This is a genomic window from Mycobacterium sp. 852002-51163_SCH5372311 (genome assembly GCF_001667115.1).
Taxonomy (GTDB): domain Bacteria; phylum Actinomycetota; class Actinomycetes; order Mycobacteriales; family Mycobacteriaceae; genus Mycobacterium.
Map to the genome: position 1 here is coordinate 149,990 of NZ_LZIJ01000171.1, position 20,301 is coordinate 170,290.

Genomic DNA, 20,301 nt, shown 5'->3' on the forward strand with positions numbered 1-20,301 from the left:
TTAGTTCGTGTTCGATGCGCTCGACCATGTGATTCTCGCGGTACGCGACCTCGACGACGCCACGCGACGCTACGCCACGCTGCTGTCCAGGAGCCCTTCGTGGCGCGGAGATCATCCGGGCTGGGGCACGGCGAATGCACTGTTCCGACTCGACAACACTTACCTCGAGCTGATAACGCCGCATGGCGATGGGCCTTTCGGGCGTACGGTCGCGGCACAGCTCGATCAACGAGGCGAGGGGCCGATCGGTCTTGCGTTCGCCACGTCCGATCTCGACACTGCGTACGCGCAACTCGCCGCGAACGGCCTTGAGCCGTCGCCTGTGTCACCCGGTCTCGGCCGCGACACCCGCACCCGGCTGATTCGCCGCTGGCGCAGCGTGCTGATGCCCGGAACACGAACCCGCGGTGTGCTGATCATCGCGATCGAGCACGAGTCGCCGGATCTCCTTCCCCAGGCCGCGCCAGTGGGATCCGGGGATGCGATCGTCACGGGGATCGATCACGTGGTGGTGAGTACATCCGATGCGGACGCGGCGATCAAGCTGTACCGCGATCGCCTCGGCCTGCGCCTCGCGCTCGACCGCAGCTTCCCGGACTGGGGCACGCGACTGGTGTTTCTGCGCGTGGGCGGAGTCACCGTGGAAATCGCGCAGCCACTGGGCGACGCGGGGCCCATCGCCGGAACCGATCGGGTCTGGGGGCTCTCCTGGCGCGTTCCGAACGCCGATGCCGCACGGGCGCGCCTCGCGGAGGCCGGGCTCGACGTGTCCGAGGTTCGCTTGGGGCGCAAGCCGGGCACGCGCGTACTCAGCGTGAAGGACGGCACGTGCGGCGTTCCGACCCTGTTGATCGAGCCGGCAGAGCCCGGGAAGCAAGGCGCCTGACGACAGCCGCCGCCATTCACGTGTGCGGGAAGGTCTACTCTTCGCGCGCTCTAGTCGTTGCCGATGTCGATCGACAGACACTCGATTTCGCGACCTCAACCGCGGTAACGGTCCACCTTTGCGGCGTATTCGTCGAGCAATCGGAGTGATTCGTCCCGCGGCCGGGTGGGCAACAGCAGTGCCAATTGATCGAAACCTAAACCCTCGGCGGCGTGCCAATAATCCGGCTTGGCCGGCGCGCCGAACATGGCCAGCGGAACATTCCGTCCGCTGCCCTCACGCAGTTGATCAATGCGTTGGGTCAGTCGTTCCACCGGGAGCGGGTTGGATATCCAGCCCGCGTCGTGGCGGATGATCCGCTTGACGGTGGCATCGGAGTCGCCGCCGATGAAGATGGGCGGGTGCGGTTGCTGAACCGGCTTGGGACGACTGTAGGACGGGTCGAAGTCGACGTACTTGCCGTGGTACTCAGCGGGTTCGGTCGTCCACAGCGCCTTGATCGCCTCGATCCGCTCATCGAGCAGTTTGCCTCGCGTCTTCGGGTCCGTGCCGTGATCGCGCAACTCCTCGATGTTCCAACCGGCACCGACACCAAACACGAAGCGGCCGCCGGAGATCAGGTCGATGCTGGCAGCCTCCTTTGCCGTGATGATCGGATCGCGCTGGATCAGTAAGGCGATCCCGGTAAACAACTCAATGGACGAAGTCACCGCTGCAGCCGCGGCTAACGTCACGAACGGATCCAGGGTCCGGTAGTAGATCGACGGCAGCTCGCCACCAAGCGGATAGGCGGACTCCCGACTTGCCGGAATATGCGTGTGTTCAGCGATAACCAGCGAGGCGAAACCCCGCTCTTCGATTGCCCGCGCTAGCGATACCGTGTCGATGCTGTCGTCGTTGACGAACGTCGCGATCCCGAATTTCATCCTCACCCTTATCTGCCGTGTTCCGCACAAGCAACGCCTGCAAGCAGGTTGCTAATCCCGACTCCTCAAGCTGGAAGACGAGGGCTCACGGCTGAGCCCGACCGCGAGGTCCGACAACTTCACACCGACAGGACTACCGGGCTTACCCTTGCGAGTAAACATGCGTGAGGGGTTGTCTGTGCAGCAGCTGAGTTGGACCGACGACATGCTGCTACGTGCAGAAAGACCGGAGACACCATTACAGATTCAGCTGCTTCTGATCTATGACCCGTCGACCGCCCCGGGCGGCAAAGTGACCTTCAAGGGGATTCTCGAGGAGCTCGCCGCCCGGCTGCATCTCGCGGATGTGTTCCGGCGGCGGTTAACCGAGCTGCCCGGCGGATTGCACAGGCCGTACTGGGTGGAAGACCCGAACTTCGATCTTGAGTATCACGTCCGTCATATCGCGCTACCCCAACCTGGTGACTGGCGGCAGCTTTGTATCCAGATCGCCCGGCTGCACGCCCGACAGATCGACCTGCGACGTCCGCCGTGGGAAATCACTGTCATCGAGGGACTCAATTCCGTGCCAGGAGTACCGAAGGGCTCGTTCGCAATGGCGTTGAAATTGCACCACTGTGCTGTCGACGGCATGGCCAGCGTGCAGATGATTGCGTCGCTCCACGACCTTGCCGCTGATAGCCCCCGCCCCGCCGGGCCGGAAAGCCCCTGGCATCCCGACCGCCTTCCTACCAATGCCGACTTACTGGCGCGCACGGCAATCAACGCAGCGCTCTACCCTCTACGGGCGGGCAGTGTGATCGCGTCGAACGCCCCCAAGGTAATCCGCGGCCTAGCCGGTCTGCCGGGCAAGCTGGTCGGCGGTGTGGCGTCAAAGGTCGCCGAGGGCAGCGGTCTTCCGTCGTTTCCACCGAAGACGCGCTTCAACCAAACGGTGTCACCGCACCGTGTCTTCGAGGCGCGGTTCCACGATCTCTCCGATTTCCGGCGGATCAAGGCGAGTGTGCCCGGCGCGACGATCAATGATGTGGCTCTCGCATACGTTGGCGGTGCCCTTCGCGAATATCTGGATGGCCATGGCGAGCTTCCTGATGAATCGCTTGTCGCGGCATGCCCAATGTCACTGCGCGAGGCGGGCGATAAGACCAGCAAGGGCAACGCGGTGTTCGGGCGGTTGCAATCGCTCGGCACGGACATCGCTGATCCGCTCGAACGTCTCGCTGCCATCGCTGAAGCGACCTCAGCAGGTCTCTCGGGAGCGGACAAGTCCACTGGGAACCGCCTGCTCGACCTGATTGAAACAGTGCCGACGTCACTGCTCGGGATCACTGCAAAGGCCGCGAGTGTGATTCCGTTCTCTGGCCCAACGGTCGCCAACACGACCGTGACCAACGTGCCCGGTCCACCCGACCCGATCTTCTTCAGTGGCGCCCGGCTCGTCCGCGCCGCCGGTCTCGGGCCGCTAATAGGCGGCTTGAATCTCATCCATGTCGTTGCGAGCTACAACGGAACTCTCTCGATCAGCGCCACTGCGGATCGCGACGCCCTGCCCGACCCGGCCAGGTATGCCGAATGCATGGAAAACGCGTTTCAGGAGTTGCTGTTAGGCGTCAGCTGAGCTGTTTCGGAGATTCGGACTGCGAGCGCATCGTAGGCACGGAGCTGGCTCAGCCCGTCCTGGCCGTCACCAGCCTGGGCTATGTCGCCGCGGGGGTGGCCGTGCTGTGCTGGGCGGTGCGGGTGAGGGCGCCGCTGGCCGGGGCTGCCGGCGTGGCGCTAGTGGCGGTTGGGGCGGGGAGCTTCGCCTACCACGGGCCTCAGCCATCGTGGGCAGAGCGCGCCCACGACTGGCCCATCGTCGCCCTGGCCCTGGTGTACTTCGCCGGCCTGGCCTGGAGCGCGCGCCGGCGGCGCTGGTCAACGTGGGCGACAGCGGCCGGCGTCTTCGCGCTGGCACTGGCTGCCTACGCCGCGGGACGCACCGGCTCGCCGCTGTGCCGGCCCGACAGTTTGTGGCAGTACCACGGCGCCTGGCACGTCCTCTCCGCCGCTGCCGCCGGTTGGGCCGCCCGGGCCATGGCGCCGAGTCCGCAACATTTGCAGTAGCGTTGGCGCCGGATTTGGCTAGCGAAACCGATTACGCAGCGGCTCGAGACGGAAGCAAGCGGTGAGGACTCATCCCAATTGAGGTCTTTCCAGCGGCGGGGGGCCGTGGTGGCGGAAATGCTCGCAGCGGTGGTCGTGCTGGTGCAGTGCAGCGCCGCGCCGCCACCGCAGGCGGCCACACCATCTGCTGCGCCGTCGACGTCGCCGTCGACCGCCGCGTCGCCGTCGGCCGCCGCACCGCCGTCGTCGACCAGCGCCCCGCCGGCACCTGGCGCTGCGTCAGTGCAACCCGTAACTGCGGCGGATCTGAGCACGACCTGGCACCCTGGTTGTCCCGTCGAGCCGGAACAGCTGCGACGGGTCGCCGTCGCCTACATCGGTTTCGACGGCCAGCCCCACCGCGGCGAGCTGGTCGTGCACCAAGACCTGGTCCCGGACGTCATCGCGATCTTCGAGCAGCTCCACCGAATGCGTTATCCCGTCGACAAGATCCGCACGGTCGACAACTACTCGGACGCTGACGATGAGCTATCCATGGAGGACAACAACACCTCGGCGTTCAACTGCCGACTCATCCCGGGTACCAACCAATGGTCTCCGCACGCTTACGGCCGTGCCATCGATCTCAATCCGCTGATCAACCCGTGTCTGTATACCGGCGGATATTTCGAACCACGGAACGCGGCGGTCTACCTGGACCGCAGCCGCACCGACCCCGGCCTCTTACACAACGACGACTCGACGGTGCGCGTCTTCACAGATCGTGGCTGGGCGTGGGGTGGTTACTGGGCGAATGACACCGACTACCAACACTTCGAGCGGCCCTGAGATTCAAAGACCCAGCGCCTGCGCAGCTGCCGTCGCCACCTCACCCCGGATGTCTGAGATCGGTGGACTGCCGCGTGTATGAATCGAATTCGTGAGCAGAACCACGTAGGTGTCTGAGCCTGGGTCCAGCCACATCGAGGTTCCAGTGAACCCGGTATGACCGAAGCTGCCGACAGGGAAGACCATGCCTCGCGGCATGGAGAGGGGCGTGTCGATGTCCCAGCCGAAGCCGCGCAGGTTCTGTCCTGCGATCGCCGGATAGTGCGGAGCGAGTAGCGAACCCGTTGCATTCGGTCTCTTTGCGATCGCTTGTCGGGCGGCATCGTTCGCTGCTTCGAGTTGTCGAGGCGTATGGTCCGGCTGCTGCGGAGTCGTCATCAACTCCAAAGTTGCTTGGCTCAGCGGGAATTCGCTTGGGCGTCCGGCAAGCCGATCGAGCAAGGCTTGCGCAAAGATGCCGACATCGTGGGCTGTGGAGAACACGCCGGCATGCCCGGCCACCCCACCCATGCGGCGCGCGGTCGTGTCGTGCACGGTGCCCCGGAGCAGTTGATCGAGATCGGGATTCCTGCCCGGATCCGCTCTGCCTTCTTCGTCCCGTGCTGTGGGTGCGATGCGCGACAACAGACCGGCGTTCCAGGTACCCGCCGGACAAACTGTGGATCCCGTTGGCGCGGAAGCCCACCCGACCGCAGCTCCTCTCACCGAGTGTGGGCCGCATGCTTTGGCCGCAGGGAGATAGCGGGTATCGGCCATGCCGAGGGGTGCGAATACGTGTTCTTGAACGTAGACGTCTTCTGCCTCGCCGGTAAGTTTCTCGAGCAGCGCGCCGAGCAGAATGAAGTTGATATCGGAGTAGTGGAACACCTCGCCGGGACCCGACTGCAGCGGCGTATTCAAAGCGCGATGTGTGCCCTCTGCTTTGTCGGGTCGGTCCAGTCCCCACGGATCTTTGAGTTCTACATCTCCCGGTTCGCCTGAAGTGTGCGTAAGCAACATGCGAACCGTCACCTGTGCGCGCACCGGATCGTTGGCCGTGTTGAAGTCGGGCAAATACTGCTGGACGGGATCGTCGAACTGAACCATGCCTTGTTCGTAGAGCTGCAGGACGGCGGTCGCCGTTGCGAGGATCTTCGTCAACGACGCCAAGTCGAAGATCGTGTCCTCGGTCATCGGCTCCGCGGGTGCAGGCATTCCGTTCAGCCCGGGTTCGCCCGCGAGCTTGCGTGAGCCATAAGCCTGGTGGAAGGCGATCTGGCCACCGTGCCCGATCACCACGACAGCACCTGGCAGCCTGTTGGCCGCAATCGCATCGGTGATCAGCTTGGAGACCTTGGCGAACTCGAGTGCGGTAGCCGGATCGGGCGGTTGGGACGGTGTTGTGAAATCCGTTGTCGGAGCCGGGAGCGGCGGCGCGGCGGGCGGCGACGTTGAATGCCCGGTGTCGTTCACTTCGGTGCGGGCGGCTTGACCAGGCGAGCAAGCCGTGAGTACGAGGCAGAGAATTCCGACGGCAATGGCTATTCTCATTGGCCCGCCTGACCGCGACAACCGTTGTGGCGCAATCTGATTTGTCGCTCCTGCGAAATTCGGCGCTGTCGTCCGTGAGCCGGAGTTGTGCGCGTTCGGCGTATGGCAAGCCTCAATCCCCGCGCTTTGCCCAAACCGTCGGCGTCTGAGGGCTTTCCACGTGAGCTGGCGTCGTTCGGCGTGAGCTGACGGCGTTGAGCGTGAACCGACGGCGTTGCGCGTGAAGTGAGGGCGGGAATCGGCGCGGATTTCCGCCCTGGATGCACACCCAACGCCCTGGCTTCACACCCAACGGCAAGGCAGAGAATGTCGCCGCGGGGACGGACCGGCCAATTTCGCAACAGCCCGATTTGTCGCTCGGAGGCGGACAAAAAGACACATACTTCTCTCCGGTGACTGAAGTGACTGGTGGGACCGCCGGCCCCACCGACGGCAAAGCCCCCAAGCGAGCAGTCGCCGTTCACTGAATCCCCACAGGTCCTCGTCCCGCCATGATGCTGTGTCCGAGTCGAACTCAGCTTAGTGTGAACAGAAGAAATCCGATCCCACGAACGGGTACCAATGGACATCGAGGAATCCGAGACAACGCTGGAGGATCTGCGGGGCGATCTGGCGCAACGGTATAGGTGGGCACCGACCGGCGGAAGCTGCGTCGACAGCGCGATCGTCGAAGCTGACTTAGCGGCCCTCGACCGCGACGGCTACGTCATCTGGCAGAACCTGCTGAGTGCAGACGAGTGCCGGCAAATCCGCGAGGTCGTGCGCCCCTGGCTCGGACACACCGGACGTAACTCTTTCGAGGGCCGGCGTACCCAGCGCATCTACAGCGTGCTGAGCCGGACGCGAGTGTGCGACCGGCTCGTCGACCATCCTCGGGTGCTCGCGGTGCTCGATCGGTTGCTGATGCCCAACTACCTGCTTTCCGCGTTGCAGGCCATCAACATTCAGCCGGGAGAAACCGCGCAGCTGCCCCACCATGACGACGGCTTCTATCCGATTCCGCGTCCACGTGAACCGTTGGCAGCGGCGACGATCTGGGCCATCGACGACTTCACCGCCGACAACGGCGCCACGGTCGTCATACCCGGTAGCCACCGCTGGGGCAAACGTCGCCCCACCCCAGACGATCACGCCGTACCTGTCGTCATGCCCGCCGGCTCGTGCGTCTTCTTCGTCGGCACCCTTTGGCATGGCGGAGGCGCTAACACCAGCACCGGCGACCGTCTTGCCGTCACCGCCCAGTACTGCCAACCGTGGCTGCGTCCCATGGAAGCCTTCACGTTGTCGATATCGCGCGAGACCGCCCGAGCGGTCTCCGACGACATTCGCCGCATGCTCGGCTACAGCATCCACCCGCCCTTCGTCGGAGCGGTCGACGGCCTGCATCCACTACGGCTGTTGGAGACCGATCAGGACGTCTAGGTTCACCAGACCCGGACGCGGTCCTCGGGCTTGAGAAACAACGAGTCCCCTGGCTGGACGTTGAACGCCGCATACCACTCGTCCATGTTGCGGACGATTCCGTTGACCCGGAACTTGGCGGGGCTGTGGACGTCCGACAGCAATCGGGTGCGCACAGTCTGGGGCCGGCAGATCTCTTTCCAGCTCGCCGCGAAGGCGATGAAGAACCGCTGGTCGCCGGTGAGGCCGTCGATTACCGGCGCCTCTTTTCCGTTGAGGGACAGCTTGTAGGCGTCGTAGGCGATGCGAAGTCCCGCAAGATCGGCGATATTCTCGCCGATCGTCAGCTTCCCGTTGATGCGGTTGCCCGGTAGCGGCTCATAGCCGTTGAACTGCTCGACAAGCTTGTCCGACTCGCGGACATAGCGCTCAGCGTCGGCCGGCGTCCACCAATCGCGCTGTACACCGGTGCCGTCGCTCTTGCGGCCCTGGTCGTCGAACGCATGGCTCATCTCGTGACCGATCGTGGCCCCGATCGCGCCGTAGTTGGCCGCGGGGTCGGCGGCGGGATCAAAGTTCGGTGGTTGCAGAATCGCCGCCGGAAACACGATGTCGTTGAGACGCGGAGAGTAGTAGGCATTGTTGGTCTGCGGCGTCATGTTCCATTCGGCGCGGTCGATGGGTTTTCCCAACTTGCTGACGTCGTCGTTCCACGACCAGATCGCCAGATTGTTCTCGTTGCCGACGAGGTCGGTGGCGCCGATCTTGACCGTCGCGTACGACTTCCATTTGTCGGGATAGCCGACTTTGGCAACCAGTGCCGCGAGCTTGGCCTGGGCTTCTTTCTTCGTCTCGGGTGCCATCCACGAGGCGCCGTCGATGCGCTTGCTGTACGCCTTGCGAAGATTCTCGACCAGCGCTCGCGCGCTGTCGCGCGTCGGCTGAGTGAAGTGTGCGCCGACATAGAGTTCTCCGACCGGGTCGCCGAGTTCACTGCTTACCCGAGAAACGCCGCGCTTGTCTCGCGGTGCCCGCTCCTGGGCGCCCGCCATGGTTCGGCCGTAGAAGTCGAACAGCTCATCGGCGAACGGCGTCGAAAGCTCGCTGCCGTATGAATGCAGGACGTGGTAGCGCTCGTAAGCCTTCCACGCGTCCAACGGCTCGGTGGCGAAAAGCTCTGCGGTCTGGCGTAATACGTCGGGCATGCCGACCTGAAAGTCGGTCGTCGCCGGCAGCTTCAGCGCGTCGAACATCTCCGGCAAGGGCGCGCCCTGCCCGAGCCGCTCGACTTCGGCACGCGCCATGATGTTGTCCGTCTTCTCGACGTTGCGCGCGAGCTCCCGTGGCAGTTGCACCTCGGCCAGCTTGGTTTCCAGCGCAAGCAGTTGTTCGGCCTGCTGCTGCGCGTCGGCGTAACCCGCGAGGCCGAGCAGCTTGGCCGCGTGTGCGACGAAAGCCTGTCGTAACTCGACGGATTCGGGATCGGTGTTCACGTAATGGCCGCGGTCACCGAGCGAGAGGCCGCCCTGCCAAATCCTGGGTATGTAGCGGGTCGGGTTGTTCGGATCGATGTCCACCGAGACCGGGAAGGGGTCGTCCACCCGGGTCTTGCCGTTGAAGGACACGAGAACCGCGTTGAGTCCCGGCCGGTCGTTGATCGTGTCGATCGACGCCAGAAGGGGCCGCACCGGCTCGGCCCCTTTCTTGTTCAGCAGCGCCTCGTCCATGTACGACGCGTAGAGGTCGCCGATCTGCTGCGAGATATCGCCCGCAGCCGCATGTTTGGCAGCGGCGCCCTGGACAATCGCTTTGAGGTCCGCGTCGAGCTGGTTCTGAATATCGAGGTTGACTCCCGCACACACCCGGTCTGGGGGGATCTTCGCGTTCTTGATCCAGGTGCCGACGACGTAATCGAAAAAGTCGTTGCCGGGCCGGACGGACCTGTCCATGTCTGCCAGGTCGACGCCCCAGGAACCGACTTTGGGTTTGGAAGGCCGCGCTACCGGGTGGTCACACCCGACGAGCACCAGGCCGGCGGCCAGCGATACTGCCGCCGTACGAATGAATACGCGCACCGCAGACCTCCAGTCGCCGGGCCAAACGGCAGCTTAGCCGTGCGCGCCGGCAGCACCGCGCCGGGCCGCTCACTCTCCTGGCTCGCCGGCCGTTAGGGCCCGTTTCGACTCCGGGACCCGGCGCCGCACGCGATAAGAAGCAAAAGTAACGATCTCGCCTTTTTCGGAGCGTGTGCCCATAGATCATCACGCTCAATCCGCTGTGCGCGGTCGCCAGGAGCCATTACATTTACTAGCACCAAACTCACTTTCTCGACCGGACGTAAAGGAGGTGAACACATGTCCCACGAAATTCTCTTTCACGAGGATGAAGTCCCCTACGGGGCGACTGCATTCACAGTTGACGACCTCGACGAGTAAGGACCGGCCGGCGTCTTAGCCGACATATCGTTAGCTGATCGGCGGGGAATCTCGCAGCCAATGCGTGATCCCCGCCGGTTAGTTGAGGGCCGACAAATCGCACCCCAAACGCGCCACAATCCGCTGTAACAAAGGAAGATTCGTGTCGAGATTGGCCACGTCTCATATTGCGGCGTCGGTTGGGCCAAACTGGTCCCACTGGCCGACGCGCGTATTGGGTTCGGCCAACACGACGACTATCGGCTACCGCGAAGGCACCCATCGCCTCATCAGTCCCGACCAAACGTGGCGGGCCGTGCAACCGCTGCTTGAATCGGCCGGTATCACTCGGGTCGCCGATGTGACCTGGCTGGATGACATCGGAATTCCCACCGTGCAGGCAGTCCGGCCGGCCTCGTTGACGCTTTCGGTCAGTCAGGGAAAGGGCACCACATACCGCGCTGCCCAAGTCTCGGCGGTGATGGAATCGATGGAAGGCTGGCACTGCGAGAACGCCACCCCGGATCTGGCGTCCACGGCCGCCAAGGATCTGACTTCAACCCTGACCTACGATCCCGCCCAACTTTGCCGTCCAGCCGGGAGCCTCTACCACGTCGGCGCGAAGCTGGACTGGATGACTGCGACCACGCTGCTCACCGGCAGCACAACCTGGGTCCCGTGGGCAGCCGTCGTGGTGAACGTCGCCGTGCGCGACCGATGGGTACCGCCCAGTTTCAAAATGAGCACTAACGGACTGGCCTCGGGCAACAGCTACGACGAGGCCGCCCTGCACGGCGTGTACGAAATAATGGAACGGCACTGCCTGAGCACGGCCACTCCGGGTTTGACGATGTTCAAGGTGCGAGCGGCAGACGTCGGGACCCCAACCTCGGCTCAACTGGTCGACATGGTCCACAAAGCCGGGAGCGAACTGCACATCGCCCGGATCGACGCGTGGGAGGGTTACTACTGCTTCGCCGTTGAGCTGTGGTCACCGATGTTGGAAGTGCCATTCAGCGGCAGTGGGCTTCACCACGACCCCGACGTTGCCCTGTCACGAGCCGTCACCGAGGCCGCTCAGTCGCGCGTCACTGCAATCAGTGGAGCTCGAGAGGATCTTCCGTCGGCGATTTACCACCGGTTCGCACGGGTGCACACCTACACCGCGGCCCACCGATCAATGCACGACTTGCCCAAGGCGACACCGACGCCCTGGCCTGTCACCCGTTCCGACTCGCTGCCCGACCTGCTAGCTGCGGCGGCATCGGCGGTAGCGGCTCGAGCCGGTACCGAGCCGCTAGCGGTCGTCTGTGACTTCGCCGGCGCCTGCATTCCGGTCGTGCGTGTTATCGCCCCCGGCCTGCCGTCCGAGGTCGTAACGCCGATGCGGGTCTCGCTTGAAGGGTTGACGTGAGGACCGCCAGCCGAGTGGTAGTCACCGCCGGACCCACCATCGATTGCGCCGCCATTCACGCTGTGGTGCCCCAAGCCGAAGTAGTCCCCCCGATCTCGTTTGGCCAAGCGCTCTCCTACGGATTGCGGTCGGGGGATGTGCTACTCATCGTCGACGGACTCTTCTTTCAGCACCAGTCAGTTCGGCACAAGGAACTGCTCACCCTGCTTTCCGATGGAATACGGGTCATGGGGTCGTCGAGCATGGGTGCGCTACGCGCCGCCGAGCTGTACCAGTTCGGAATGGAAGGCTGCGGCTGGGTTTTCGAGGCGTACCGCGATGGCATCTTGGACGCCGACGACGAGGTGGGCATGGTGCACGGCGCCGCTGAAGACCACTATCCGATCTTCGTGGATGCCCTCGTCAACATGCGCCACACCATAGCGAAAGCCGTGGAAGGCGGTGTCATGGCAGCGCCGCTGGCTGCCGACATAATCGAGGCAGCCCGCAATATGCCGTTCACCACGCGGACCTGGCCTCGGCTACTCGAAGTTGTCGGGGCGCCGGCTGGTCTGGCCGCACAATTGCGGTCCATGCGGGTCGATGTCAAGCACGACGATGCGCTCATCGCGCTGCGTCACATCACCCATTCTCGGCAACCCAGGCCGGTGCGGCCCTACCCGCCGCCAACCGTGTGGTCGCAGCGGTGGCAGCAGCGATGGGGGGGCGCACAGGTCCCAACCAGAGCCGAGAACGACGCGCGCCCGGTTTCGGACCTGGACGTCCTATCACTGCTGAGCGTGTGCTCGGTCGACCGGTGGGCATACCGCCCAGCTCTCGAACAGGTCGCTGCATGGCACCGGGCATTGACGCACCCTGACGAGGACGGCACCGTTCGAGATCGCGCTTTGCGTGCGGTCGGCGATGTGGTGGGCCAGACGTACGAACGTGCCCTTGAGACCGTGGCCCACCGCTACGCGCTGACCACCGGCATCATCGACGAGTCCGGCTTTCCCGAGTGCCTGAGGTCGTACTGGCTAACTGCAAAGGAGAACGTGAGCCTAGGCTACGACCCCGTTGCAATATCGGCGCGAGTCGTCACGCGCACGCTGTTTTCCGCTCCGTCGTTCCCGGCAATCCAGTACTTCCTCGAACTGTTGCGCAACGACCCCCGCCTCCCTGAATGGCGCGACATGGCGGAGCGCGCCCTAGCGATGCGTGAGGACCTCGCGCGGAACAAACCGCAGCTGAACCTGCGCCGGCCAGACCCCGCGCGACTCAAACTGCTCTACGCCACCCGGTGGGGTGCCGACGTAGACCATATCGAGTTAGCCAGGCGCGGTTTGATGACCGAGCAGTCCTTCTACAACGCCGCTACCCTGTTCGCGGTGGCAGCTGCCGACGACAAATTACCGCTCATTGAGGTCGGTAGCTTGGGGCCGGAATTGGTCAGTAAGTGACGGACCTGCCTGACAAAAACACCAGTTGACTAATTATCCGCTGGACTCTATTTGTGCAGCCAATCGTTTGACGGAGACACATTAACCCGCCATGCGTACCGCGAATGCGATAAACGCCGAGGAATTACGATCAACGGATGCGAGCCCGTGTGAGCACGTGGACGACCGCGTTGCTTGGTTGTTTGGTGTTGTCGGCAGCTGGGTGTACTGGCCCCACAGGACATACGCCAAGCACCGCCGGGCTGTGCGCGATCGTCACCAACGGCACGCTGGCGCCGAAGACTTCAGTGACAACCTCGAGCGGTCCCGAGGTCGCTACCGGATACCGCCGCGACATGACCGCGGTGCGGACCGCGCACTATGCAGTGGCGACCGCCAACCCGTTGGCCACCCAGGCGGCATGTCAGGTGCTTCGCGACGGCGGGTCGGCGGCTGACGCGCTGGTCACCGCGCAGGCGGTGCTGGGACTGGTGGAGCCTCAATCGTCCGGCATCGGTGGTGGTGGATTCGTGATTTATTACGACGCGGGCTCGGGTTCTGTGCAGACCTACGACGGGCGTGAGGTTGCGCCGGCCGCGGCGACGGAGAACTATCTCCGCTGGATCGACGCTGCCAATCACACTTCGCCGCAACCGGATGCGCGCGCATCAGGACGCTCCATCGGAGTGCCGGGCATCCTGCGAATGCTGGAGCTAGTGCACAGCGAACACGGGCGGACACCGTGGCGCGACTTGTTCAATCCCGCCGTCGCATTGGCCGACGGCGGTTTCGCGATAAGTCAAAGGATGGCCAGCGTAATCGCGGCTGCCGCACCACAGTTGCGTGCAGACGCCGCGGCCGCGGCATATTTTCTCAACCCGGATGGCAACCCGAAGAACGCCGGCACTTGGCTGACCAACCCGGCATACGGAAAGACGTTGAGCGCCATCGCATCTGAAGGTGCCCGGGCGTTCTATACCGGCGACATCGCCCAGGACATCGTGACCGCGACAGCTGATACCACCGCTGGTCGCACCCCGGGCCTGATGACCCTGGCTGACCTGGCCAACTACGCCGCCAAGAAGCGAGATCCGGTTTGCATCCGTTACCGTGACCATCAGCTCTGCACCACGCCGCCGCCGTCGGGCGGCATTGCGGTGCTCGAGACGATGGGCATCCTGGCGCACCTCCCGATGCGCGATTACCCGCCGACCGGCGTGGACCTCAATGGTGGTCGACCCGCCGTGATGGGGGTTCACCTCGTGACCGAGGCCGAGCGGTTGGCATACGCGGACCGAGACCGATATGTCGCAGACCCGGATTTCGTGCCACTGCCGGGTGGCTCGCCCGACACGCTGCTGAACTCTGATTATCTGGCCGGGCGAGCAGCGTTGATTTCCGAGCGGCACACCATGGGCATCGCATCCCCCGGAAACTTCGGTGTGCCGTCCACCCCTGCGGCTACCCCGCGCGAGCACGGCACCAGCCACATCAGCATCGTGGACGCGCGAGGCAACGCCGCTTCGCTAACCACCACGGTGGAGTCCATGTTCGGCTCGTCTCACATGGTCGACGGATTCGTCTTGAACAACCAGCTCACCGACTTCTCAGCCGAACCCGTCTACCCGGACGGCAGCCCCGTGCCCAACCGCGTTCAAGCCGGAAAGCGCCCGCGCAGTGCGATTTCCCCGGTACTGGTATTCGACAGCTCGCCTTCCGGCCGCGGAAGGCTTTACGCGGTGGCGGGTTCGCCCGGTGGTGCGGCGATCATCCAGTACGTGACGAAAACGCTTGTCGGAATCCTTGATTGGGGTCTGAACCCGCAGCAGGCGGTGTCCGCGGTGGATTTTGGGGCGGCCAATTCGCCGCAGACCAATGTGGGTGGTGAGCATCCCGCAATCAACAATTCCGATGGCGGTGACCGAGATGCGCTGGTGCAGGGCCTTCGAGCCCTGGGGCATCAGGTCAATGTCGCCGATCAGTCCAGTGGTTTGTCGGCGATCATGCGGAGCGACTCAGGCTGGGCCGGCGGCGCCGACCCACGCCGCGAGGGACTGGTGATGGGTGACATAGTGAACGGCGGCTGACCAGCAGCTCCTTAATCCATCGGGTCTACCGTCAATACCGGCCAGTCCGGTCACGGCATCACCTGAGGTTGGCGCCCAGCAGGACGTTCTCAACCTGTTGTCGCAACGCAATCGCATCGGCGGATGTGTATGCGACGCAAGTTAATTCGACAAAACCGCAGGTTTGCAAAGCCCCAAGAACGTGGAGAATAACACCTTGTTTCGTCTCGTGATTGAAGTGTAGGCCGGCTGATTTGAGCATTTCGACCGCGGCCCTTGGATCAACACCGGAAAGAAGATCAGGTTTATGGAGACGGCGATGCACATAATTGACTGGATTATGGTTGACGCGTAGCTGCCCATCCTCCTCGGCACGACTTGCAACGAGTGAACTGGTGTAGGCAAATACGTGTGTGGGGCCCACTTTGCGGATATTGATCTCCATTGCAATCAATTCGCCATTATGGAATCCAATGAAATCAACTCCGTAGTGCCCATGTACGCCGCGTATTGATAAGGTCTTACCCACCCGGACGACTGCGTCGCGCACCTTGGATGCGAAATCGTTCGACGCCGGGTACGAGCAACCAGAATACTTGTCATCGATCACGTATTGGTCATGCGTAGAAAGCACCAATACGTTGCGGTGTCGATCAATATAACCCTGGCCGCTGGGCGAGCAAACCGAACCTGTCAGGTAGTGCTCGACAATCGCGCCATACCGGGGAATTTCTTGGACGAACTGCTCCCAGGGCTGGGCGATCATTTCAATCGCCTGAGATATGTCATCGCGCAGTAGCTTGGCACAGTCGATGACCGCGTTTCCGATTGCGTTTCCCCAGCTCGGATCGTTGAGCTTGATGATCAAATATCGGGGCCGGGGTGTCGACTGCGCCATCCGCTTGACCACGGCCTCAACGTCTTGGCCAGTCCGAAAAATTGTGGAAGGCCCCGGCGATGTGAATACACCGGCAATGCGGAGGGCTTTTTTGCCGCCAGACTTACTCCCCCAGCGAACGGACGGCTCGTACGGCCCCTCCTCTGGTTCAACGCCCAGCCGCAGTGCTAAAGCGTCGCTTGCGGCCGAAGGAGCCCAGTTGATCAATTCAACCGCTGAGGCTTGCTTTCGCTCTTCGTCGAGCCGGTCAAGAATTTGTGGATCCATGAGAACGCGCTCAGCCAGCGATCCACGAGTTGCCGGCGAGGGTGTAACGAGAACTAAACGGTCGAGTGCCGCCTGTGCCGCCGTGCCGTCCAGCTGATACAGCTCACGCAAATGGTAGTCCAAAACATATTGATCGAGCTTGCCAGGAGTAATGATTACCATCCGCACGTCAGGCCGCCGAAGGTCTGCTAAATGATAAAGACTGCGCTCATTCAGGTAGCGGACATAAGGAGATCCGCGTACAACGGCTTCGGCATAATCGGTTGAATACAGGACAATCCTAAGCAATCTCCATCCTCAACAATCCGAAATGCTATGTTGGAAATTCTATTATGCAGTACCAACCCCGGCGGCACCCGAACAACGAGCGGTACGGGTGGGTGGGCCTCGCCGAGGATCCCCCGCGCGTGCCGTCGGCGCGGGAATGCCGCCCACCGACCCGAAAGTCGCGTTCGTTATCGCCTTGCAGCCGAACTCGTCGACGTGCCGTGAGCCTTTCGGAGCGCGATATGCTCAGTCGATGGCCGAGGGCCCGGCACGAGCGAGCCGGTGGACCGCATGTCGCAATGCCTTGTCGAATGCGAACATTGCGCGGGCACAAGCATCGTTCGCTGCCGGCGGAATCGGACACGTGGCGTGGAATTCGACGATATTGGTCGTCACCTTCAATCGACTCGGCCCAATCGGTCCGGGCTGGTTCATCATCGTCCGGCAATTCACCGGGGCGATCGGCGCTCCCGTTTATGCCGCCCTGGCGGGGCGGTTCAGGCGTGAGCGCGTCCTGGCTGGCGCCATCGTTGCACGGGGGGTCGCAGTAGCGCTGGTGATTCCGCTGCTGGAACTTCACGCAGGGAACCCCCTCCTATTTCTTTTAATCGCAGTCGAAGGGTTGACGCAGTCCGCCCCGAGGGCATTGCACGACGCGCTGCTTCCGTGGTTGGCCGATTCGCCGGCCCAACTGGTCGCGTCAAATGCACTGTCCTCTCTTCTCGAGGGCGCCGGGGTACTGGTCGGTGCAGGTGTGGCCGCGGTGGCTTTGTGGCTCTCGGGGCCCTCCGCCGCCTTGATGACGATCGTGATGCTGTGCGCGCTTGGAGCTTGGCCGCTTTACGCAATAAGTGGAATAGACACCCGTGTCACCCGTGACGGTTCACGAGTCCTCAACGAGCTCGTCGGCGGAGTCGGTGTACTTCGAGGGTTGGCGAGCGCTCGGGCAGTGGTCATCATCATCGCCGTCACCGCTTCGCTCACCGGCATTGCGCAAAGCGTCTTTGCCAGCATCGCGACTGACCTTCTGCACATGGGTGCGGCGGGAACCCCGGTGCTGATTGGAGCTGTCGGTGTTGGGGGACTGGTCGGAGGATTCGCAAGCCTCTCACCCGGTCGCCGTTCGATGTCTTTTCCGTTGATAATCGGTCTTCTCATTTGCGCGTTGGCATTTTTCGCGCTGGCGGTGACCTCGTCCAAAGTCCTGGCCATCCCGCTCCTGAGCGTGTGGAGCATCGGCGCAACCTATCAAATCGTGAGTGGCCGCACCCTGCTTCAAAGAAGTACGTCAGGGCGATCGCTAGACCTACTCGTCGGTATCAACGCCCTGATCGCTGTCGCGACCGTCGGCGTGGCTGCGCTTGGCGCTGCGGAACTCAACGCTGTTATCGGAGTGCGGGGGACACTCGGCGTGGCCGGCGGTTTGGCGATGCTGGGCGCGTTGTACGGCGTGGGACGCCTGATGCGGGTCGAAAGGCGATTTCCGACGCACCACGAAGAACTTGACGCCATCAGAAGCGTGGAAGCGTTTAGACCACTTTCTGTTGCGGCCGCGGACCAGCTCGCCGCTGCTCTCATCGCCGTGCCGGCCACCGAGGGTGATGTCATCGTCCGACAAGGTGAGGCCGGAGAGGACATGTTTCTCATTGGCTCCGGCGTCTTCGACGCCACCATAGACGGCCAGCGCATACGAACGATGCATCACGGTGACCACTTCGGCGAGATTGCCCTGCTGTTTGATGCGGCACGCACGGCCACGGTGGGGTGCCTGGAAGCAGGCACGCTCTGGCGCCTGCGCCGAGAGGATTTCTTGCGGACCATGACGGGAAACTCGACCAGCAAGGAAGTGATCACGGCGATCGCTGACCAGCGGCTCGCTCATGCCGGCGAGATCGGCTTCCCAACGGGCGACGGGAGTGTCGACGTCGACTGACTGCTGCTCAGAGCAACGTGTCCCATTCGTGTTGCCGACCAGATGGCTGCCTCACCGGAGCCCGGATCCGGCTGAATTCGCTCCCCGGCGGTGCCGGTTTGTAGGCTTTCGGACATGCCGTTCAACAACGGCGAGGTCTTCGCTGGCTACGTCATCCAGCGCTTACTCGGCACTGGTGGTACAGGTGAGGTTTACCTCGCCCAGCATCCTCGTCTGCCTCGTCACGACGCGCTGAAGATCTTGTCGCTGTCCGCAACAGCCGACGACGAGTTCCGCGCACGATTCAATCGCGAAGCCGAATTGGCGGCGACGCTGTGGCACCCGCACATCGTCGGCGTTCTCGATCGTGGTGAGTTCAACGGCCGGCTCTGGATCTCGATGGAATACGTGGACGGCACTGACGCCGGCCGATTGGTTCGGGAGCGCCACCCGCGCGGCATGTCAGAACCAGAGGTCACGGAAATTGTGACGGCGGTCGCCGATGCACTCGACTTCGGTCACGATCGCCGTCTGCTCCATCGTGACGTCAAGCCTGAGAACATCCTCGTGACCGCAGCCGATGGCAACCGACGCAGGGTGTTGCTGACCGACTTCGGCATCGCCCGCAGAATCGACGACGTCAGCAACCTCACTGAGGCCAACGTCGCTATCGGAACCATCAGTTACGTTGCCCCAGAGCAACTCCTGGGGAAGCCACTTGACGGGCGAGCGGATCAATATGCGCTGGCTGCCACGACCTTCTTCCTACTGACAGGCGCGCCGCCTTTCCAAGACCCCAATCGCGCCGTCGTACTGAGCCAGCATCTCAACGCGCCACCGCCGCGGATCTCGCGGCGGCGACCCGACCTCACGCACCTGGACGCCGTGCTGGCACGGGCGCTGGCCAAAGACCCGGCCGAGCGATACCCGAGTTGCGCCGCCTTCGCCCAGGCCCTCAGCCAGCAAGGTCCCGGCCACGAGGCAGCTGCACCGCGTGCGCGATCGGGCTTGCCCGCGCCGGGGGCGAGCGCCGCCGAGAACCCTGGTTCGGCCGAACGTCCGGCCACGCAGCGTCTCGAACGCCTCGTCGTCAACGGGATCGCACGCGGCGTACGGCAAAGCTCCGTCGGTGCGCACGATGACGTCGGGATCTTGTCCTTTCAGGTGATCCCATACGAACCACTGGACAACGGGTGTACTCATGTTCCCGTGGAAATCCAGACTGATCTCGTTGACGGTCAGCTCGCAGACGGAGACGAGGTAGAGGTCAGCGGCACTTGGGACGGCGACACCCTCGATGCCGACAAAATCATCAACTTTTCGATTGAACCTCGGCCGAAGAGCCGTCGGTCCAAAGTTCGCCCCGAATCACCGCGAGACAAGGCGCCGAAGACCAGAAAAGTCCGACTCGTTGCCGTCGCCGCCGCCCTTGGTGTGATCGTGCTGATTGCGGGTGCGGTTGTGTACTTCACCCAGGGATTCGGCACTTGGAGTCGCCCCGGGCCCATCGTCAAGCCGGTGAGCGCCACGGTGTTTTCGCCAGACGGTGCCCCCGACAATCCGCAGAACGCAAAACTGGCGATCGACGGCAACCCGAAGACGGCGTGGTCCACCGTCACTTATCAGGACGCCGTCCCTTTCCCGAGATTCATCGAAGGAATGGGCCTGTTGCTGCACCTCTCGGAACCGACGGCACTGAGCGTCGTGACAATCGACGTGTCCAGCACAGGAACCCAGGTACAGATCCGCTCGTCGCCCACCCAAGCCCCAGCCAAATTGGCCGATACCACCCCGCTGACTCCCACGACGTCACTACAGCCGGGGCACAATCGGATCGCGGTGAATAACCGAACCAAGACGTCCAACGTGTTGGTGTGGATCTCGACTTTGGGCACGACCGACGGTCAGAGCCGGACGGCGATCTCCGAGATCACCCTGCAAGCCGCCGCATAGCCTCCTAGCCGGGCG

The 20,301-nt window shown here is 63.2% G+C and carries 14 protein-coding genes; 10 read left to right on the plus strand and 4 right to left on the minus strand.

The genetic code is table 11. The annotated features are described in order from the left end of the window. Positions 1 to 7 precede the first annotated feature (7 nt). Positions 8 to 886, plus strand: coding sequence for a VOC family protein (locus A5791_RS19495; protein ID WP_067240316.1), 879 nt, complete (start codon positions 8 to 10; stop codon positions 884 to 886). A 95-nt stretch (positions 887 to 981) separates the two neighbouring features. Here A5791_RS19495 and A5791_RS19500 read toward each other — a convergent pair whose 3' ends face one another. Next, entirely contained in the window at positions 982 to 1,812 is an 831-nt protein-coding gene (locus A5791_RS19500; protein ID WP_067240317.1) for an LLM class F420-dependent oxidoreductase, read from the minus strand. Between the two features lie 178 nt (positions 1,813 to 1,990). On the opposite strand from A5791_RS19500, the gene A5791_RS19505 reads away from it, so the two are divergent. The 3 genes from A5791_RS19505 to A5791_RS19515 all read left to right on the plus strand — a co-directional run bounded on the left by A5791_RS19505 (position 1,991) and on the right by A5791_RS19515 (position 4,746). Next, positions 1,991 to 3,430: a wax ester/triacylglycerol synthase family O-acyltransferase gene (locus A5791_RS19505; protein ID WP_067240318.1), complete on the plus strand. Its 1,440-nt coding sequence runs from the start codon at positions 1,991 to 1,993 to the stop codon at positions 3,428 to 3,430. Beyond that, positions 3,385 to 3,918, plus strand: coding sequence for a hypothetical protein (locus A5791_RS19510; RefSeq protein WP_067240545.1), 534 nt, complete (start codon positions 3,385 to 3,387; stop codon positions 3,916 to 3,918). Before A5791_RS19505 ends, A5791_RS19510 begins: the two co-directional genes overlap by 46 nt. A 117-nt stretch (positions 3,919 to 4,035) precedes the next feature. Beyond that, on the plus strand, positions 4,036 to 4,746 hold the full coding sequence (locus tag A5791_RS19515) for a M15 family metallopeptidase (protein WP_082967031.1): 711 nt from the start codon (positions 4,036 to 4,038) through the stop codon (positions 4,744 to 4,746). A 3-nt stretch (positions 4,747 to 4,749) separates the two neighbouring features. On the opposite strand, the gene A5791_RS19520 is transcribed toward A5791_RS19515, so the two are convergent. Further along, entirely contained in the window at positions 4,750 to 6,276 is a 1,527-nt protein-coding gene (locus A5791_RS19520) for a serine hydrolase (RefSeq protein WP_067240321.1), read from the minus strand. 561 nt (positions 6,277 to 6,837) lie between these two features. Here A5791_RS19520 and A5791_RS19525 point away from each other — a divergent pair. Then, positions 6,838 to 7,698, plus strand: coding sequence for a phytanoyl-CoA dioxygenase family protein (locus tag A5791_RS19525; RefSeq protein WP_067240322.1), 861 nt, complete (start codon positions 6,838 to 6,840; stop codon positions 7,696 to 7,698). Between the two features lie 2 nt (positions 7,699 to 7,700). Here the strand turns inward: A5791_RS19525 and A5791_RS19530 are convergent, their stop codons facing one another. After that, a complete protein-coding gene (locus tag A5791_RS19530; RefSeq protein WP_067240323.1) occupies positions 7,701 to 9,752 on the minus strand; it encodes a M13 family metallopeptidase in 2,052 nt (683 codons plus the stop codon). Positions 9,753 to 10,254: 502 nt separating this feature from the next. Here A5791_RS19530 and A5791_RS19535 point away from each other — a divergent pair. The 3 genes from A5791_RS19535 (at position 10,255) to A5791_RS19545 (ending at position 15,010) form a co-directional block, all read left to right on the plus strand. Further along, positions 10,255 to 11,505, plus strand: coding sequence for a YcaO-like family protein (locus A5791_RS19535; protein WP_156661514.1), 1,251 nt, complete (start codon positions 10,255 to 10,257; stop codon positions 11,503 to 11,505). After that, positions 11,502 to 12,944 carry a TfuA-like protein gene (locus tag A5791_RS19540; protein WP_067240325.1) on the plus strand — a complete coding sequence of 481 codons (1,443 nt, stop codon included), beginning with the start codon at positions 11,502 to 11,504 and terminating at the stop codon, positions 12,942 to 12,944. Before A5791_RS19535 ends, A5791_RS19540 begins: the two co-directional genes overlap by 4 nt. Before the next feature lie 137 nt (positions 12,945 to 13,081). Next, positions 13,082 to 15,010: a gamma-glutamyltransferase family protein gene (locus tag A5791_RS19545; protein ID WP_067240326.1), complete on the plus strand. Its 1,929-nt coding sequence runs from the start codon at positions 13,082 to 13,084 to the stop codon at positions 15,008 to 15,010. A gap of 58 nt (positions 15,011 to 15,068) precedes the next feature. Here the strand turns inward: A5791_RS19545 and A5791_RS19550 are convergent, their stop codons facing one another. Further along, positions 15,069 to 16,442, minus strand: a complete 1,374-nt coding sequence (locus A5791_RS19550; RefSeq protein ID WP_156661515.1) for a peptide ligase PGM1-related protein — start codon at positions 16,440 to 16,442, stop codon at positions 15,069 to 15,071. Positions 16,443 to 16,674: 232 nt separating this feature from the next. On the opposite strand from A5791_RS19550, the gene A5791_RS19555 reads away from it, so the two are divergent. Both A5791_RS19555 and A5791_RS19560 read left to right on the plus strand, forming a co-directional pair. Further along, positions 16,675 to 18,354, plus strand: coding sequence for a cyclic nucleotide-binding domain-containing protein (locus tag A5791_RS19555; protein WP_369828104.1), 1,680 nt, complete (start codon positions 16,675 to 16,677; stop codon positions 18,352 to 18,354). Positions 18,355 to 18,468: 114 nt separating this feature from the next. Continuing rightward, positions 18,469 to 20,286: a serine/threonine-protein kinase gene (locus A5791_RS19560; RefSeq protein WP_067240330.1), complete on the plus strand. Its 1,818-nt coding sequence runs from the start codon at positions 18,469 to 18,471 to the stop codon at positions 20,284 to 20,286. Positions 20,287 to 20,301 lie beyond the last annotated feature (15 nt).